At 61.9% G+C, this 14,175-nt stretch carries 15 protein-coding genes; 3 read left to right on the forward strand and 12 right to left on the reverse strand.

Annotated features, from left to right (window positions below):
- Window positions 1-37: 37 nt before the first annotated feature.
- The 12 genes from ACSQ36_RS09820 to phnG form a co-directional block, all read right to left on the reverse strand.
- A complete protein-coding gene (locus ACSQ36_RS09820; RefSeq protein ID WP_436181772.1) occupies window positions 38-835 on the reverse strand; it encodes an HpcH/HpaI aldolase/citrate lyase family protein in 798 nt (265 codons plus the stop codon).
- Entirely contained in the window at window positions 832-2,208 is a 1,377-nt protein-coding gene (locus tag ACSQ36_RS09825) for an MmgE/PrpD family protein (protein ID WP_436183143.1), read from the reverse strand. The genes ACSQ36_RS09820 and ACSQ36_RS09825 overlap by 4 nt, the downstream gene beginning before the upstream one ends.
- 21 nt (window positions 2,209-2,229) lie before the next feature.
- Entirely contained in the window at window positions 2,230-3,408 is a 1,179-nt protein-coding gene (locus ACSQ36_RS09830) for a CaiB/BaiF CoA transferase family protein (RefSeq protein WP_436181773.1), read from the reverse strand.
- 3 nt (window positions 3,409-3,411) lie between these two features.
- Window positions 3,412-4,575 (reverse strand): acyl-CoA dehydrogenase family protein, encoded by a 1,164-nt coding sequence (locus ACSQ36_RS09835; protein ID WP_436181774.1) that lies wholly within the window; start codon window positions 4,573-4,575, stop codon window positions 3,412-3,414.
- Between the two features lie 16 nt (window positions 4,576-4,591).
- Window positions 4,592-5,443: an FAS1-like dehydratase domain-containing protein gene (locus ACSQ36_RS09840; RefSeq protein ID WP_436181775.1), complete on the reverse strand. Its 852-nt coding sequence runs from the start codon at window positions 5,441-5,443 to the stop codon at window positions 4,592-4,594.
- Window positions 5,444-5,931: 488 nt separating this feature from the next.
- A complete protein-coding gene (locus tag ACSQ36_RS09845; protein WP_436181776.1) occupies window positions 5,932-7,065 on the reverse strand; it encodes an alpha-D-ribose 1-methylphosphonate 5-triphosphate diphosphatase in 1,134 nt (377 codons plus the stop codon).
- The gene (gene phnL, locus ACSQ36_RS09850) at window positions 7,059-7,853 is read right to left on the reverse strand and encodes a phosphonate C-P lyase system protein PhnL (protein ID WP_436181777.1); all 795 of its coding nucleotides are present in this window, start codon (window positions 7,851-7,853) and stop codon (window positions 7,059-7,061) included. The genes ACSQ36_RS09845 and phnL overlap by 7 nt, the downstream gene beginning before the upstream one ends.
- Window positions 7,854-7,862: 9 nt before the next feature.
- Window positions 7,863-8,651, reverse strand: a complete 789-nt coding sequence (gene phnK, locus ACSQ36_RS09855; protein WP_436181778.1) for a phosphonate C-P lyase system protein PhnK — start codon at window positions 8,649-8,651, stop codon at window positions 7,863-7,865.
- A complete protein-coding gene (locus ACSQ36_RS09860) occupies window positions 8,648-9,529 on the reverse strand; it encodes an alpha-D-ribose 1-methylphosphonate 5-phosphate C-P-lyase PhnJ (protein WP_436181779.1) in 882 nt (293 codons plus the stop codon). Before ACSQ36_RS09860 ends, phnK begins: the two co-directional genes overlap by 4 nt.
- A complete protein-coding gene (locus tag ACSQ36_RS09865; RefSeq protein ID WP_436181780.1) occupies window positions 9,526-10,674 on the reverse strand; it encodes a carbon-phosphorus lyase complex subunit PhnI in 1,149 nt (382 codons plus the stop codon). Before ACSQ36_RS09865 ends, ACSQ36_RS09860 begins: the two co-directional genes overlap by 4 nt.
- Window positions 10,674-11,357 (reverse strand): phosphonate C-P lyase system protein PhnH, encoded by a 684-nt coding sequence (phnH, locus tag ACSQ36_RS09870; RefSeq protein ID WP_436181781.1) that lies wholly within the window; start codon window positions 11,355-11,357, stop codon window positions 10,674-10,676. Before phnH ends, ACSQ36_RS09865 begins: the two co-directional genes overlap by 1 nt.
- Window positions 11,357-11,866 (reverse strand): phosphonate C-P lyase system protein PhnG, encoded by a 510-nt coding sequence (phnG, locus tag ACSQ36_RS09875; protein WP_436181782.1) that lies wholly within the window; start codon window positions 11,864-11,866, stop codon window positions 11,357-11,359. Before phnG ends, phnH begins: the two co-directional genes overlap by 1 nt.
- A gap of 221 nt (window positions 11,867-12,087) precedes the next feature.
- On the opposite strand from phnG, the gene phnF reads away from it, so the two are divergent.
- Genes phnF through phnN form a run of 3 tightly spaced genes read left to right on the forward strand, consistent with a single transcriptional unit; the run spans window position 12,088 to window position 14,155 of the window.
- Window positions 12,088-12,846, forward strand: a complete 759-nt coding sequence (phnF, locus tag ACSQ36_RS09880; RefSeq protein WP_213768434.1) for a phosphonate metabolism transcriptional regulator PhnF — start codon at window positions 12,088-12,090, stop codon at window positions 12,844-12,846.
- Complete coding sequence (locus ACSQ36_RS09885; RefSeq protein ID WP_436181783.1) at window positions 12,843-13,604, forward strand: DUF1045 domain-containing protein; 762 nt, start codon at window positions 12,843-12,845, stop codon at window positions 13,602-13,604. The genes phnF and ACSQ36_RS09885 overlap by 4 nt, the downstream gene beginning before the upstream one ends.
- Window positions 13,601-14,155, forward strand: a complete 555-nt coding sequence (gene phnN / locus ACSQ36_RS09890; RefSeq protein ID WP_213768432.1) for a phosphonate metabolism protein/1,5-bisphosphokinase (PRPP-forming) PhnN — start codon at window positions 13,601-13,603, stop codon at window positions 14,153-14,155. The genes ACSQ36_RS09885 and phnN overlap by 4 nt, the downstream gene beginning before the upstream one ends.
- Window positions 14,156-14,175: the final 20 nt, after the last annotated feature.

Raw genomic sequence — 14,175 nt, forward strand, 5'->3', positions numbered from 1 at the left:
AACTGTCAAAGCGCCGTACGCCTTTTCCAAACGTTGTTCAGCGCGCGCCCACCATTCGCCGTGCTTTCAGGATCACCGGCATATCGACCATCTTCCCGTCCACAGCCACCGCCGCACCGCCGCTTGCTTCCACCGCCTCCAGCACACGCCCGGCCCAGGCCAGCTCCGCAGCCGTCCATGCATAGGCGCGATGCACGGCGTCGATCTGCTTCGGATGAATACAGAGCTTCGCGCCGTAACCAAAACGACGGCCACGCCGTGCTTCAGCCTCAATGGCGACAGGGTCGTCCAGCACGGTCGAGACACCATCGACCGGCATGGCCAAGCCGGCCAGCCGCGACGCGAGCACGATCTGCGAGCGGAACATATCGAGTTCCTCGCCGTCGCCCTCCACGTTCAAGTCGATCTGGAAATCCAGCGTGCCGAACACGATGCGCTGTACCCTCGGAGCCCCGCATAGCAGCGTGAGGTTTGCGAATCCCCGCGCGGTTTCCACGATTGGCAGAATGGTCAGCGACGCATGCGCATGCGCCAGCACCGTCTCTATCTGCTCGCACGTTTCAGCCTTCGGCAACACGATACCCGCCACACCCGGATGATTCGCGATCACCGCTGCATCGTTGGCAAACCACTCGGTATCCGCTGCATTGATCCGTACGAAAGCGGGACGGGCTGCGTCCATGTGCCCGAGCACTGCATCAAGAGCGGATGACTTTTCTTGCGGCTGGACCGCATCTTCCAGATCGAAGATCACGGCGTCGGCGCCGCTCGCGCGGGCCTTTTCGAAACGTTCGGAACGGTTGCCCGGGACGAACAGATAAGAACGCTCGCTCATGCCCGCACATCCGTTTCAAAGAGCGAACCGATGCGTGTCTCCGATGCAATGCCCCACGCGGCGTCGAGCAAACGCGATGCGTCTTCGTCCGACGCCGCGCCCGAAAAGGCGGCAAGTCGTCGAAACTTCATGGTGATCTCTTCGCGTGAGAGCGTGTTGCCGGGGTCTCCCTTCGGTTCATCGACCCGCCCCGTCAGTTCGCGGCCATCGCGCGTGTGGACCGTCACCTTGCCTATCCAGCGGGCGGGATAGGCAAGGTCAACTTCTTCGTCGAAGACCATTTCTACCTTGTCGCGAAAAGCGGCGACCTTTGTAGCGGCGTAGCCTTCCTCGAACTCCGTCACGCCCGCATAACCGTGATAAGCGACGAGCGCCAGCACCGTACCCATGTTGAACTTCGCCTGATGAACCGTCGTGGGCACGGTCACGGCGCCCAGCACATCGATTGCCCCCTGATGCACCCGCGCCGTCACACGCTCGATGTCTTGCGGCTTGAGACCATGCTCCGCCATTACCGCGAGCAACGCATCGGCAGCGGGATGCGTGTGGCGGCAAGCAGCGTGGTACTTGAACGAGGTTTCGGTCAGCGCCCAGCGTTCGCCCAGGCGGTCGGTGAGGCGAGACGGGTCGGCGTCCGTGGACATGCCTGCCGCCATGCCCTTCTCGCCCTCCAGGATGCGCGTGGCGCCCTTGAAGCCGTCGGCGGCAAGAGCAGCCCCCATCAGGCCGTTGGCGGCCGCCATGGCCGTGTGAAGCTGTTTGGAATCGGCGGCGTCGCGTAAGAACTCCCACAGCCCGCTGGCCTGCGTACCGGCCGAACCAAACGCGTCGAGCATCTGCACCGGCGTTAAACCTAGCGTCCGTCCCGCCGTGGCAGCCGCCGCCACGGTTCCGGCCGTCCCGGTCGTATGAAAGACCTTGTAGTGCGAGCGCCCAAGAAATTCGCCGATACGAATCCCCACCTCGTACCCGGCCACCACCGCCACGATAAAGTCCCGGCCCGACGCGTGCGCGGCCTGCGCCAACGCCAGCGCGACGGGAAATACGACCGTCGCCGGATGAAACACGGAGCCGTTATGCACGTCGTCCTGTTCCACGAAATGTGAGGCGGCCGCGTTCACCATCGCGGCGAAATACGGCGTCGCGCGCGTGCGGTCGATCAGCACTTCCGACTGGCCGTTGCCGTTCGCCGCGCCCGCCATGCTTGCGAACAATGCGATGCTTTCGACCGGCCGCGCGCCCTTGCCGCCCAGCGCCGACCCGAGCCAGTCGACATACAGGTTCACCGTGCGCTCCACGACGTGCTGCGGAATATCGTCGAACTGAAGCGATGCCGCGAAGGTCGCGAGCGTGCGGCTGGGATGATCGGTCATCATGGTGATCGCCTGAAAGGTTTAGAGGGTGCCGGCTTCGCGCAACGCCTGGATCTGCGAGGCTTCGTAGCCGAGTTCACGCAGGATGGCGTCCGTGTGTTCGCCCAGCGCCGGAACCGGGTCCATGCGCGGCATGAACCCGTTAGGCATGCCCGGCGGCAGCAACGCGGGAATCGGTCCTGCCGATGTGCCGACTTCGCGCCAGCGATCGCGCGACTTGAGTTGCGGATGCGCCCAGACATCGGCCAGCGTATTCATCTGCGCGTTGGCAATGCCCGCGGCGTCGAGCCGTTGCAGGACCTCGGCCGCGGTCAGTGTGCTGAACGCAGCGATAATCAGTTCGCGCAAGATACTGCGTGATGCCGAGCGTTTCGAATTCGCGTCAAAGCGCGGATCGGTGGCCAGCGACGGCTGTTCAAGCACGCGTTCGCAAAACACTTTCCATTCACGTTCGTTCTGCAAACCCAGCATGACCGTCTTGCCGTCGCCGGCCAGGAACGGGCCGTACGGGTAGATCGTCGCGTGCGACGCGCCGGATAACGCAGGCGGACTCTGGTCACCAATTGCGTAGTACAACGGATAACCCATCCATTCGACCATGCTTTCGAGCATCGACACGTCGATGCGGCAACCTTTGCCCGTGCGTCCGCGCAAGATCAGCGCACTCAGGATGTTCGAATACGCATACATGCCGGCGGCAATATCAGCGATCGAGCAGCCCGCTTTCGCGGGCTCGCCGGGCGATCCGGTAATCGACAGGAATCCCGATTCGCTCTGGATCAGCAGGTCATACGCCTTCTTGTCACGATACGGACCGTCGGCGCCGTAGCCCGAGATGTCGCAAACAATCAGCTTCGGGTATTTCTTTCTCAACCTGTCGTAGCCGAGACCGAGCCGGTCCGCCGCACCCGGCGCAAGGTTTTGCACCAGCACGTCAGCATTCGCTACCAACGTATCGAGAATCTTCGCGGCTTCCGGTTGCTTGACATCGAGTGACAGGCTTTCCTTCGAGCGGTTCGTCCACACGAAATGCGACGCGAGCCCATCCACGCGTTCATCATAACCGCGCGCAAAATCACCCGTTCCTGGCCGCTCGATCTTGATCACGCGTGCGCCCAGATCCGCGAGTTGACGCGTACAGAACGGCGCAGCAATTGCGTGTTCAAGCGTAATGACCTTGATGCCGTCGAGTGGTCTCATGATTCAGAATGACCGTGGCAAACCGAGGATATGTTCGGCGACATACGAAAGGATCAAGTTGGTGGAGATGGGCGCGACCTGATACAACCGCGTCTCGCGGAACTTGCGTTCAACGTCGTATTCACAGGCGAACCCGAAACCACCGTGAAATTGCAGGCACGCGTTGGCTGCTTCCCACGACGCGTCCGCCGCCAGCAACTTCGCCATGTTGGCTTGCGCGCCGCAGGGTTCGTGAGCATCGAAACGACGCGCCGCTTCAAAACGCATCAAGCTTGCCGCTTCCACGTTAACGAACGAGCGCGCGATGGGAAACTGCACGCCCTGGTTCTGCCCAATAGGCCGTCCGAATACGATGCGTTCTTTCGCATAGGCCGTCACCTTGTCGACGAACCAGTAGCCGTCGCCAATACATTCCGCCGCAATCAACGTACGCTCCGCGTTGAGGCCGTCGAGAATGTACTTGAACCCTTGCCCTTCCTCCCCGATCAGGTTTTCAGCGGGGATCTCCAGGTTGTCGAAGAAGAGTTCGTTGGTCTCGTGGTTGACCATGTTCAGGATCGGCTGCACGGTCATGCCGTGGCCGATCGCCTCACGCAGGTCCACGATGAAAATAGACATGCCTTCCGACTTGCGTTTTACATCGGCGAGCGGCGTCGTGCGGGCCAGCAGGATCATCAAGTCGGAATGCTGCACCCGCGAGATCCATACCTTCTGGCCGTTGATGACGTAACGGTCGCCGCGGCGTTCCGCGGTGGTCCTGATCTTCGTCGTGTCCGTGCCGGTGGTCGGTTCGGTGACGCCCATCGACTGGAGGCGCAAGTCGCCGCTCGCGATCTGCGGCAAGTAGCGTTCTTTCTGTTGCGCCGAGCCATGCCGCAGCAACGTGCCCATGTTGTACATCTGACCATGGCATGCGCCAGAATTGCCGCCAGCCCGATTGATCTCCTCCATGATCACCGACGCTTCCGTCAGGCCCAGTCCCGAACCGCCGTATTCCTGCGGAATCAGCGCGGCGAGCCAACCGGCTTTCGTCAATGCATCAACGAAGGTTTCCGGATAACCGCGCGCTTCATCGATCTTCCGAAAATAGTCGCCGGAAAATTGCTGGCACAGGTCGCGAACAGCTTCGCGAATGTCCTGGAACTGATCGGAGTGAGTGGTCTGCATAGGGACTTTTTTAGATTCAGGCGAGCGTCGCGGTGGCGCGCATCGTCAGGTAACCGTCGTGGTCTTTCGCCCATAACTCGACGGTTCGGCCGTCATCCGATCGTTTGCCGCACACGGTAAATGGATTGGGCGCAAAGGTCGGGCGCAGCGCGCGGAAAGCGAAGCTTGCGATATTCGCATCGGGCAACTCGCGGCGCACGAGATCCACGAGCATGGTGGCGATCAACGGGCCGTGCACGATCAACCCCGGATACCCCTCTTCCTGCGTAACGTAAGGGTGATCGTAATGAATCCGGTGACTGTTGAAAGTCAGCGCCGAGTAACGGAACAGCAGGACGGGGCCGGTCGGTATCTCGCGGCTGAAGGTCTCGTCGGCGGGTGCTTTGGCCGGTTCTTTCTTCGGCGCGTTGACGGCGTCGGGTGCGGGCTCGTCGCGATACACAATGTCGTGCTCTTCCTCGATCTTGAGCGTACCGTCCACTTCAATTTCATGCTGCACCGTCACGAACACGAGCCGCCCGGTGCGGCCCGTTTTGTCCTCGATATTCACAATGGTCGACGTGCGCGTCGCCTCTTCGCCAACCACTAGCGGCGCGTGAAATGTCAGGCGTCCGCCCGCCCACATCCGGCGCGGCAGCGGCACGGGCGGCAGGAAACCGCCGCGTTTCGGGTGGCCGTCGGGGCCGGTTTCAGATAAGGGCGCGATCGGTAAAAAGTAGAGCCAGTGCCATAGCGGCGGCACGTTTTTCGTCTCGGGTTCCCGGTTCAGCGTAGCGGCCATGGCCGCCAGCGGGAAAGCGGTAATCACGTCATGAACAACTTGCGTCTTATCCAGCCAGTCGTCGAATCTTTCAGTCGCTTCGGGCACGATGGCGTCTCTCGTTGTACGTGGCAGCGGGGTAGATAGGCGGCGTCAGCAATGACTTCGACTATGAACCCGTCTACCCGTTTCGCGAAGTCGTGATTTCTGAATCGGGGGTTTTGTTTTAGTTAACGCTCAGTTCAAGGCGCCTCCGGCGCGTGCACGGAGTGATGCCCGCTCGCGCCGGTATAGAGGCTATTTGACGTGGTGCTGTACCGCTATGCTTGGCAGAAAACGCCCGGCTGGAAGGGCTGCGAGTGTGATTCAGGCGTGCCGGGTCGACAATTGCTTTTCGATGAAGCTTGGGTTCGGCGTGTCTTGGCGCCTTGTGCTTCGAGCACGCGTCGGCGTTCAGGAACAACGACGCGAATCGGGCCGCGGCGCCAAGATCGCGCCTTCATGCTGCCCGAACGAGCCGCTTCCAGATGGTCAAAGGCACGAGCGCATAGTCAGACTCAGAGTCAGTAATTAACGCGTCTACCCTCTTCCGGTAATCACGCCACACGCCGGCCTTCGAGGTACGTCGCGCGCGGCACCGGCAAGCGACCTGCCATTGCGACCCGCACAAAATCGGCCCTGAGGCCAAGGCCAATCGAGCCACGATCCGACAAACCCGCCGCCTTGGCCGGCGCCGACGATATCGTGCGAATAGCCTGCGGCAGCGACCACCCGGCTTTATCGACGAGTTCGAAGGTGGCGGTGAGCAAACTCGACGGCACATAGTCCGACGACAAGATGTCGAGCAATCCCGCTCGCGCCATCTCGAGCGCGGATACGTTGCCCGAATGCGAGCCGCCCCGTACGACGTTCGGCGCACCCATGATCGTCGCAATGCCATGATCCCTCGCCGCCTGCGCCGCGGCCAGCGTCGTCGGAAATTCGGCGAGGACAATACCGTCATTCACAGCTTCCAGCACGTGCTCGATGGACGTGTCGTCGTGACTCGCGAGCGGCAGGCCCAACGTCTTGCACCGCGCAACGATCTCGCTACGATGAACCCACGCGTACCGATGCTGGTCATCAGTCAGTTCACTGAGCACCGTGCTTGCGTGTTCGTCGGTCCATTTGCCATGACGCTCCTGATACCGGCGCCACTGGACCGGATCGTGCCATTGGCGCTGGCCGGGCGTATGGTCCATCACGGAGACGAGCCGCAACAGCGGATGCGAAACCAGTCCCTCGAATACGTCGAGCACGTCCGCTGCCGCCACTTCGCATCGCAGATGCAGGAAGTGATCAACGCGCAGCATGCCGCTCTCCGCCAGCCGCTCGATCGAGCGCGCGCAGTTGGTCTGTATCTCCTTGCCGCGTACGCCCACGCCCCCACGCGAGCCAATCGCGAGTGAATCGAAAACTGTCGTGATGCCGGCAGTTGCCACTTGAGCATCGTGCACGAGGATGGCCGCGTCGTGATTCCACAACACGCCCGGACGCGGCGCGATATGCTTTTCGATGTTGTCGGTATGCAGCTCGACAAGTCCAGGCAACAGATAATCGCCGCCCCAGTCCTCGGCTTCAGCAACCGAGGTCATGCCGGGCGCTACCTCGATTATGCGGCCCCCGGCTACCTGTAGTACGCCTGTGAACTCTTCATCGCGAGTGACGATGCGCGCGTTTTTGATCAGCATGTCTGCAAGGTTTCCGTAGTCGTTGAAGCCGTTGCCGCCTGTGCGGCGGGCGCGTTGAGTTGGATCACGCGAGTGGCGACACGTTCACGCGTGTCCTCGTCATGAAAAATGCCGACGATTGCCGCGCCACGAACGCGCGCTTCCACGATGAGATCCGCCACCACCTGCCGGTTCTCGGCATCGAGCGACGCAGTGGGTTCGTCGAGCAGCAGCAACGGCTGTTCAGCAATCAGCCCCCGCGCGATATTGATGCGTTGTTGTTCACCGCCTGAGAACGTGGCCGGTGCAAGCGTCCACAGACGCCGCGCCACGTTGAGGCGTTCAAGCAGTGTGCCGGCACGTACCCGCGCTTCTTCTTCGTGCACGCCACGCGAGATCAAGGGTTCGCTGACAAGATCAAGCGACGACACGCGCGGGATAGCGCGCAAAAACTGGCTCACATAACCCATGGTAGTACGGCGCAGGCGAATTACATCGTGCGGCAACGCATCCGAAAGCGACAGGTATTGCGATGATCGGCTGTCGTCGCGGATGGCAACCGTGCCACGCGTGAGCAGATAGTTGCCGTACATGCAACGCAGCAACGTACTCTTGCCGGCACCCGAAGGTCCCGACAACACGACACACTCGCCTCGTTCTACATCGAGCGACACACCGCCCAGTGCAGCGATGCGCACGCCACCCTGCTGATGCAGCGTAAAGGTCTTCTCGACCCCGCGCGCGCGCAGCATCAGCGACGCGCGTTCAGCAAACGCAAGCTCATTGGAAAGATCGGCATTGGCATTCATTCTCGTACCTCAAACTGGCAGCACGGACGCAACCAACGTCTGTGTATAGGGATGTTGCGGATCATCGAGCACCTGGTCGGTCAGTCCGCTCTCCACCACTCGGCCGTCCTTCATCACCATCAGGCGATGCGCGAGCAAACGCGCCACACCAATATCATGCGTGACAATCAGGGCGGCGAGATGAAGCTTGGCGGTTAGCGTACGCAGCAGGTCCAGAAGCCGCGCCTGCACCGAAACATCCAGTCCCGCTGTGGGCTCGTCCATGAACACGAGACGTGGCTTCGTGACAAGATTGCGCGCAATTTGAAGCCGCTGCTGCATGCCGCCTGAAAATGCGGAAGGCAGCTCGTCAATACGCGCGGCATCGAGCTCGACCTGATTCATCCAGTCAGAGGCTGTTTCGCGAAGGCGTCCATAGTGGCGCGCCCCGTTCGCCATCAACGGCTCGCCGATATTCGCCCCGGCCGACACGCCATGACGCAGTCCGTCGCGCGCATTCTGATGCACAAACCCCCAGTCGGTACGCGCGAGCATCCGGCGGCGCGGCATGGGTAACGCGAACAGATCGAGCAGTTCATGCTCCACGGTTCTATAGTGCAGCGCGCCATCGTTCACGGGCGTTCGCAGCGCCAGCGCGTTCAACAATGTCGATTTCCCTGAACCGGATTCGCCGACGATGCAAAGCACTTCGCCCGGATAGATATCGATGTCCACATCGACACAGCCGCCGCGGCCGTCATAACGCTTCGTGAGGCCGCGGCCGGTGAGCAGAGGGAGTGCGGGTGTCGCGAGATTCATGCGTCCTCCTGTTTCTGTTCCTGACCTGCGCGACGTTCCTGGCAGTAGTCGCTGTCCGAACACACGAACATGCGCGCGCCCGCGTCGTCCACAATCATTTCGTCGAGGAAACTCTCGCGCGAACCGCACAAAGCGCACTCATGATCCCAATGCTGAATGGTGAACGGATGATCTTCGAAGTCGAGGCTCCGTACCTTCGTATAAGGTGGAATCGCGTAGATGCGGCGTTCGCGGCCCGCGCCGAACAGTTGCAGCGCAGCGTTCATGTGCATCTTCGGGTTATCGAACTTGGGGATGGGCGACGGTGAAGTGAGATAACGATCGTTCACAAGCACCGGGTAATCGTAGGTCGTCGCAATGCTGCCGTGCTGCACGATGTCCTCGTAGTACTTCACGTTGATCAACCCGTAGTCCGCCAGCGCATGGAGCTTGCGGGACTCGGTGACGCGAGGTTCGAGCCGGAACAGCGGCTCGGGCATCGGCACCTGGTACACAAGGATCTGCGCTTCGGTCAGCGGCGTTTCGGGAATCCGGTGGCGGGTCTGGATAATGGACGCTTCCACCGTGCGCGTGGTGGTCGCTACACCGGCCGTGCGCGCGAAGAAGCGGCGGATATTCACGGCGTTGGTGGTTTCATCGGAACCCTGGTCGATCACTTTCAGCGTGTCGCTGCGTCCGATGATCGCGGACGTAACCTGCAAGCCGCCCGTTCCCCAGCCATAAGGCAGCGGCATTTCTCGCGATGCAAACGGCACTTGATGACCCGGTACGGCCACGGCTTTCAAGAGCGCGCGACGGATCATGCGCTTCGTTTGTTCATCGAGGTAGGCGAAGTTATAGCCTTCAGCCATGGCACTTTCTTCAATACGCGCGTTCATGCGGCGTTCTCCTCGCTGGGCTCGGGTTGCGCTTGATGCTCTTCTTGAGCTTCGCGTTGCGCTTCTTTCTCGATGCCTGCACGCAAACGCCGCAGTAATTCGAGTTCAGACTGGAAGTCGACGTAATGCGGCAATTTCAGATGCTGAACGAAGCCCGATGCTTCCACGCTGTCGCTGTGATAGAGCACGAATTCCGGGTCTTGCGTCGGCGACGAAACGGTCTCACCCAGTTCTTGCGCGCGCAGTGCGCGGTCGACCAGCGCCATCGCCATGGCCTTGCGTTCCGAGTGGCCAAATGCGAGGCCGTACCCTTGCGTGAATGTTGGCGGCACATCGCCGCTGCCCGCGAACTGGTTGATCATCTGACACTCGGTGATGTCGATATCGCCGATCTCCACCGCGAATCCCAGCTCTTCAAGCTCCAGTTCGACGGCGACTTCGCCGTAACGAATCTCGCCGGCAAACGGATGCGAGTTCGCATAACCGCGCTGCGTGGCGTAGCCGACGGCGAGCAGGAAACCCTCATCGGCACGGGCGAGATTCTGCAAACGCACCGGGCGCGCAACGGGGAACATCAGGGGCTCACGCGAGAGATCGCCAGGTTCGGGCGCGTCCGCATGCATCTTCTCCTGCTCGATCAAACCTTCCTTGTCGAGCAGCTCGAGCACGCGCGGCATGGCTTCCTGCTTTGCTGCGGACGTGCTCGCGACGCTGGCATTCGCCGTGCGGGGGCCGCCTTCGGCGAGCAAGCTGAAATCGAGCAAACGCTGGGTGTAATCGTACGTTCCGCCGAGCATCTGTCCGCCCGGAATGTCCTTGAACGCAGCCGAAATACGCCGCTCCGCGAGCATGGCTTGCGTGTCGAGCGGCACGGTATAACCGAAGCGCGGCAGCGTCGTGCGATACGCCCGCAGCAGGAAAATGGCTTCCACAAGATCCCCTGCGGCCTGCTTGATCGCGAGCGCGGCCAGCTCTTCATCGTAGACCGAGCCTTCGGTCATCACCCGTGCGACGGCCAACCCAAGCTGCTCGCGAATCTGGTCAACGCTGAGTTCCTTGAATGCTTCATCGCCGCGCCGGTTGGCCGCGAGCAAGTCCCACGAACGCTCGATCGCGCGTTCTCCGCCTTTGACTGCGACGTACATCAGGCCACCCCCACGCGAGTTGTACGCGGCAGGCCGATCACCGATCCGCCGTGTACGAAATAACAGTCGATACCGCAAGGAAACTGACTCGCCAGCAGCGCACGTTCATGCCAGAACGCATCAGGGATGCCGCTGATATGGACGACCTGTGTATCGCGGATACCGGGGCCGCGCCAGGTCATCGGTGTGCCGTCCGTGAGGGAGTCCACGCGGATGAACAACATGGCGGCGTTCTCCGGTGTCTCAGGATCACCGAGCGAAAATGCGTCGATCGGCGGCATCGATCCCGCATCGTGCAGGTAGGCGAAAACCGCTTGCGCGTGATCGTGCGTCAACGGTGCGCCGGTGTGAAAACGCAGCGCGTCGCTCAGGCCGCGATGCTCATGTTGCAGCAGCACGGGCGTCGAATAGTCGGCCAGCGCCAGCAGCGCAGCGAACGCGGCCATGGGCACGTGGGTCGCGGCCGTGCTGCCGTCCTGATCCAGGCCGGGCAATACGGCGTCGATCGAGACCATCTTGCCGGGCCGGGACAGCGCGTCGAGCAATGCGCGGAACACACCCTGCGAATCGTGGACGGTATCGTTGAAACCGGGGGTCAGGGTCGCGAGGTCGATACCCACGATACCCGCGGTATCCGCAGCGTCCACACCCCGAAAGTTGCTTGAAAGCTTGTCAGGTAACATCAGTCGCCCCTCACCATCGTAAAGAATTCCACCTTGGTACCCGCGGCGCGGGCCTGTTTTTGCGCCCGGTTTTCCGCGATGCGCGCAGCGAGCGGCGCCAGCACGTGCTCATGCATCCGGGCTTCGAAAGCAGGTGTCTGCAGGAGCGCGTCAGCGAGCGCGGCGAGTGTCGCCCGCTCCTTGTCCCGCCCCATGTGCACGGCGATACCCACTGCCGCACGTCCCTCGCGAACCCGCAACCGAAGCGTCGCGCGTGTCACGGTCACTTCACCCAGATTGAACGCGTCTCCGCTGCCACCAACCCGTCCGCGCACCATCGCAAGGCCGATATCGGGTGCGCGCAACCAGTCGAACTCAGGCGGCGACACGCCATCCAGTGCCGTATCAAGCGCGTCTTTCATGCAGGCTCGCGGCGTACGCGCCAGGATGGCCAACCACTCCCGCCGCGTCGCGGGACCGGGTGGCGCGGGTGGTGCGGGATGCGCGGGCGTCTGCGCAGATGTACTCATGGTCATACCTCGTCAATAAAGGGCGCGATGGTGCCCCAAGCCGCGTCCGTGATTTCATCGTTCTGTCCAGCCTGAACGCTACTAGAATAGTCATCCGGTCGTCTAGACGTTTGTGCAACCGGATGAAAATTATTCGCTAGCGCCCTGCTTTCACATTTTCGCCATCGGCGGCGCACTACAATGCCGAAAACGATATTCAAACCGACAGGAATGACAGCGACATGACATCTAACGAAACTGGCACGCCGGGCCTGGCCGTGGAACGCGGCGCGGGCGTCGCGGTATGGCGTCAGATCGAACAGATTCTTTCGGCGGAGATCACGGCGAACAGCTTCGGCGAAGATGGCCGCCTGCCCAGCGAGGCTGAACTCGCCAGACGTTTCGACGTCAACCGGCACACGGTGCGCCGGGCGATGCTGCGGCTGGCCGCCACGGGGCTGGTGAGCGTCGAGCAGGGCCGGGGCACATTCGTGCAACCGGGTGCGATTGACTACCAGATCGGGCGTCGCACGCGCTTCACTGAAAACCTGCGGCGTAACAACCAGGCATCGGTGGGCGTGGTCCTTTCCAGCGAAAAGGTGAAGGCTGATCCGGTTACCGCGAAAGCGCTTTCCATCCGCGCAGGGACGTTCGTGTACCAGATCGAGACACGTCACGATTCCGACGACGTGCCGCTGACCTATGCGCGTAGCTGGTTCCCTGCCATGCGCTTCGCCGACCTGCCCGGCGTGCTTGCCGGCGTACAAGGGGTCAGCGCGGCGCTGGCTGAATTCGGCGTGGTGGATTACACGCGTAAATGGAGCCGTATCGGCTGCATCCTGCCTAGCTCGGACGTCGCGCGGCGTTTGCAGATCAACCGTGCGCAACCGGTGATGTGGGTTGAAAGCGTAGACGTCGACGAAGCCGGTGTGCCCATCAAATACGGTATTACCCACTTTGCCGCCGACCGGGTGCAATTGCTGGTCGAGGACGGCGTATGAGCGGCGAAGCGAACGACACCGTCTTGAATGCCTGGACACCCGACGCGCGCATCGCGCTTTACTACGCACCGCCGGCGTCTTCCACATGGTGGCGCGCGGGCTGCGAATGGCTTGGCCGCAATGCCGAAACTGGACGTTCGACCGAAACACCCGAGGAACCTGCCATTACCGCACTCGGGCAGACCGTTGCCGCGCTGACCGGCTCACCGCGACGTTATGGCTGGCACGGAACGCTTGTCGCGCCTTTTCATACCGCCGAAGGTGTTACGCCGCAGCAGGTTTTATCGGAGGCTCGCGAATGGGCCAGTCACATCAGCCGGTTCGATGCCCCGCTCTCCGCCGTCGAGATGGGCCGCTTTGTCGCGTTGCGAGCCGCGCGGCCGGATGACGACGAATCCATCCGCCGGGTGGCTGCCAGCGCGTTGTACACCCTCGCCTCGCTGCGTGCGCGTCCCTCGGAGGAAGATGCCGAACGGCGCCTGGCGTCAGGCTTAAGCGAGCGGCAGCGAACCCTGTTGCATGAATGGGGCTACCCGTACGTGCTCGATGAATTCCGCTTCCACATGACGCTCTCCGATGCACTCGATTCGGCTTCGGTGCGTGCGGCCATTGTCTCGCTGTGGCAAACCCGCGCTGAAGCGCTCGGACCGCTGCCCTTCCACGAGGCAGCGCTTTTTGTTCAACCGAACCCGGGTGCTCCGTTCACTCTATGGCAGCGCCTGCCCTTCGCGAATGCCCACTCCGAGGCCCTTGAATGAGCATGGAAACCGGTCGACTGATCTACGTAATGGGGCCATCGGGCGCCGGCAAGGACTCGTTGCTCGGCTTCGTTCGTGAACGCATTGGCGCGCAGGTGATGTTCGCGCATCGCTACATCACGCGCCCCGTTTCAGATGGTGAAAATCATGTCGCCCTGAGCCGCGAGGAATTCGCCGCGCGTCTGGCCAGCGGCGTTTTCTCGATGCATTGGGAAAGTCTCGGACTGCACTATGGCATCGGCGTCGAGATCGATGCATGGCTCACGCGCGGCTTGCCGGTCGTAGTCAACGGATCTCGCCAACATGCACCGGCTGCGCTGGAACGTTACCCGTTCACACAGTTCGTCCAGATTCATGCAAGCCCCACGATCCTGGCCGCCCGGCTTGAGCGGCGCGGCCGCGAAGATTCGCGGCAGATGGAAGCGCGGCTTGCGCGTCGCCCCGTCTTGTCGCTTCCCGAACAGGCGCGGCTCATCACCATCGACAATTCGGGTCTGCTTTCCGAAGCAGGCCAGCAGCTACTGGCCGCAATCAGTCAGCAGCAACTTTGAACTGCTGGCCGGCGGACCAT

The sequence above is a fragment of the Caballeronia sp. LjRoot34 genome (assembly GCF_964253815.1).
GTDB lineage: Bacteria > Pseudomonadota > Gammaproteobacteria > Burkholderiales > Burkholderiaceae > Caballeronia.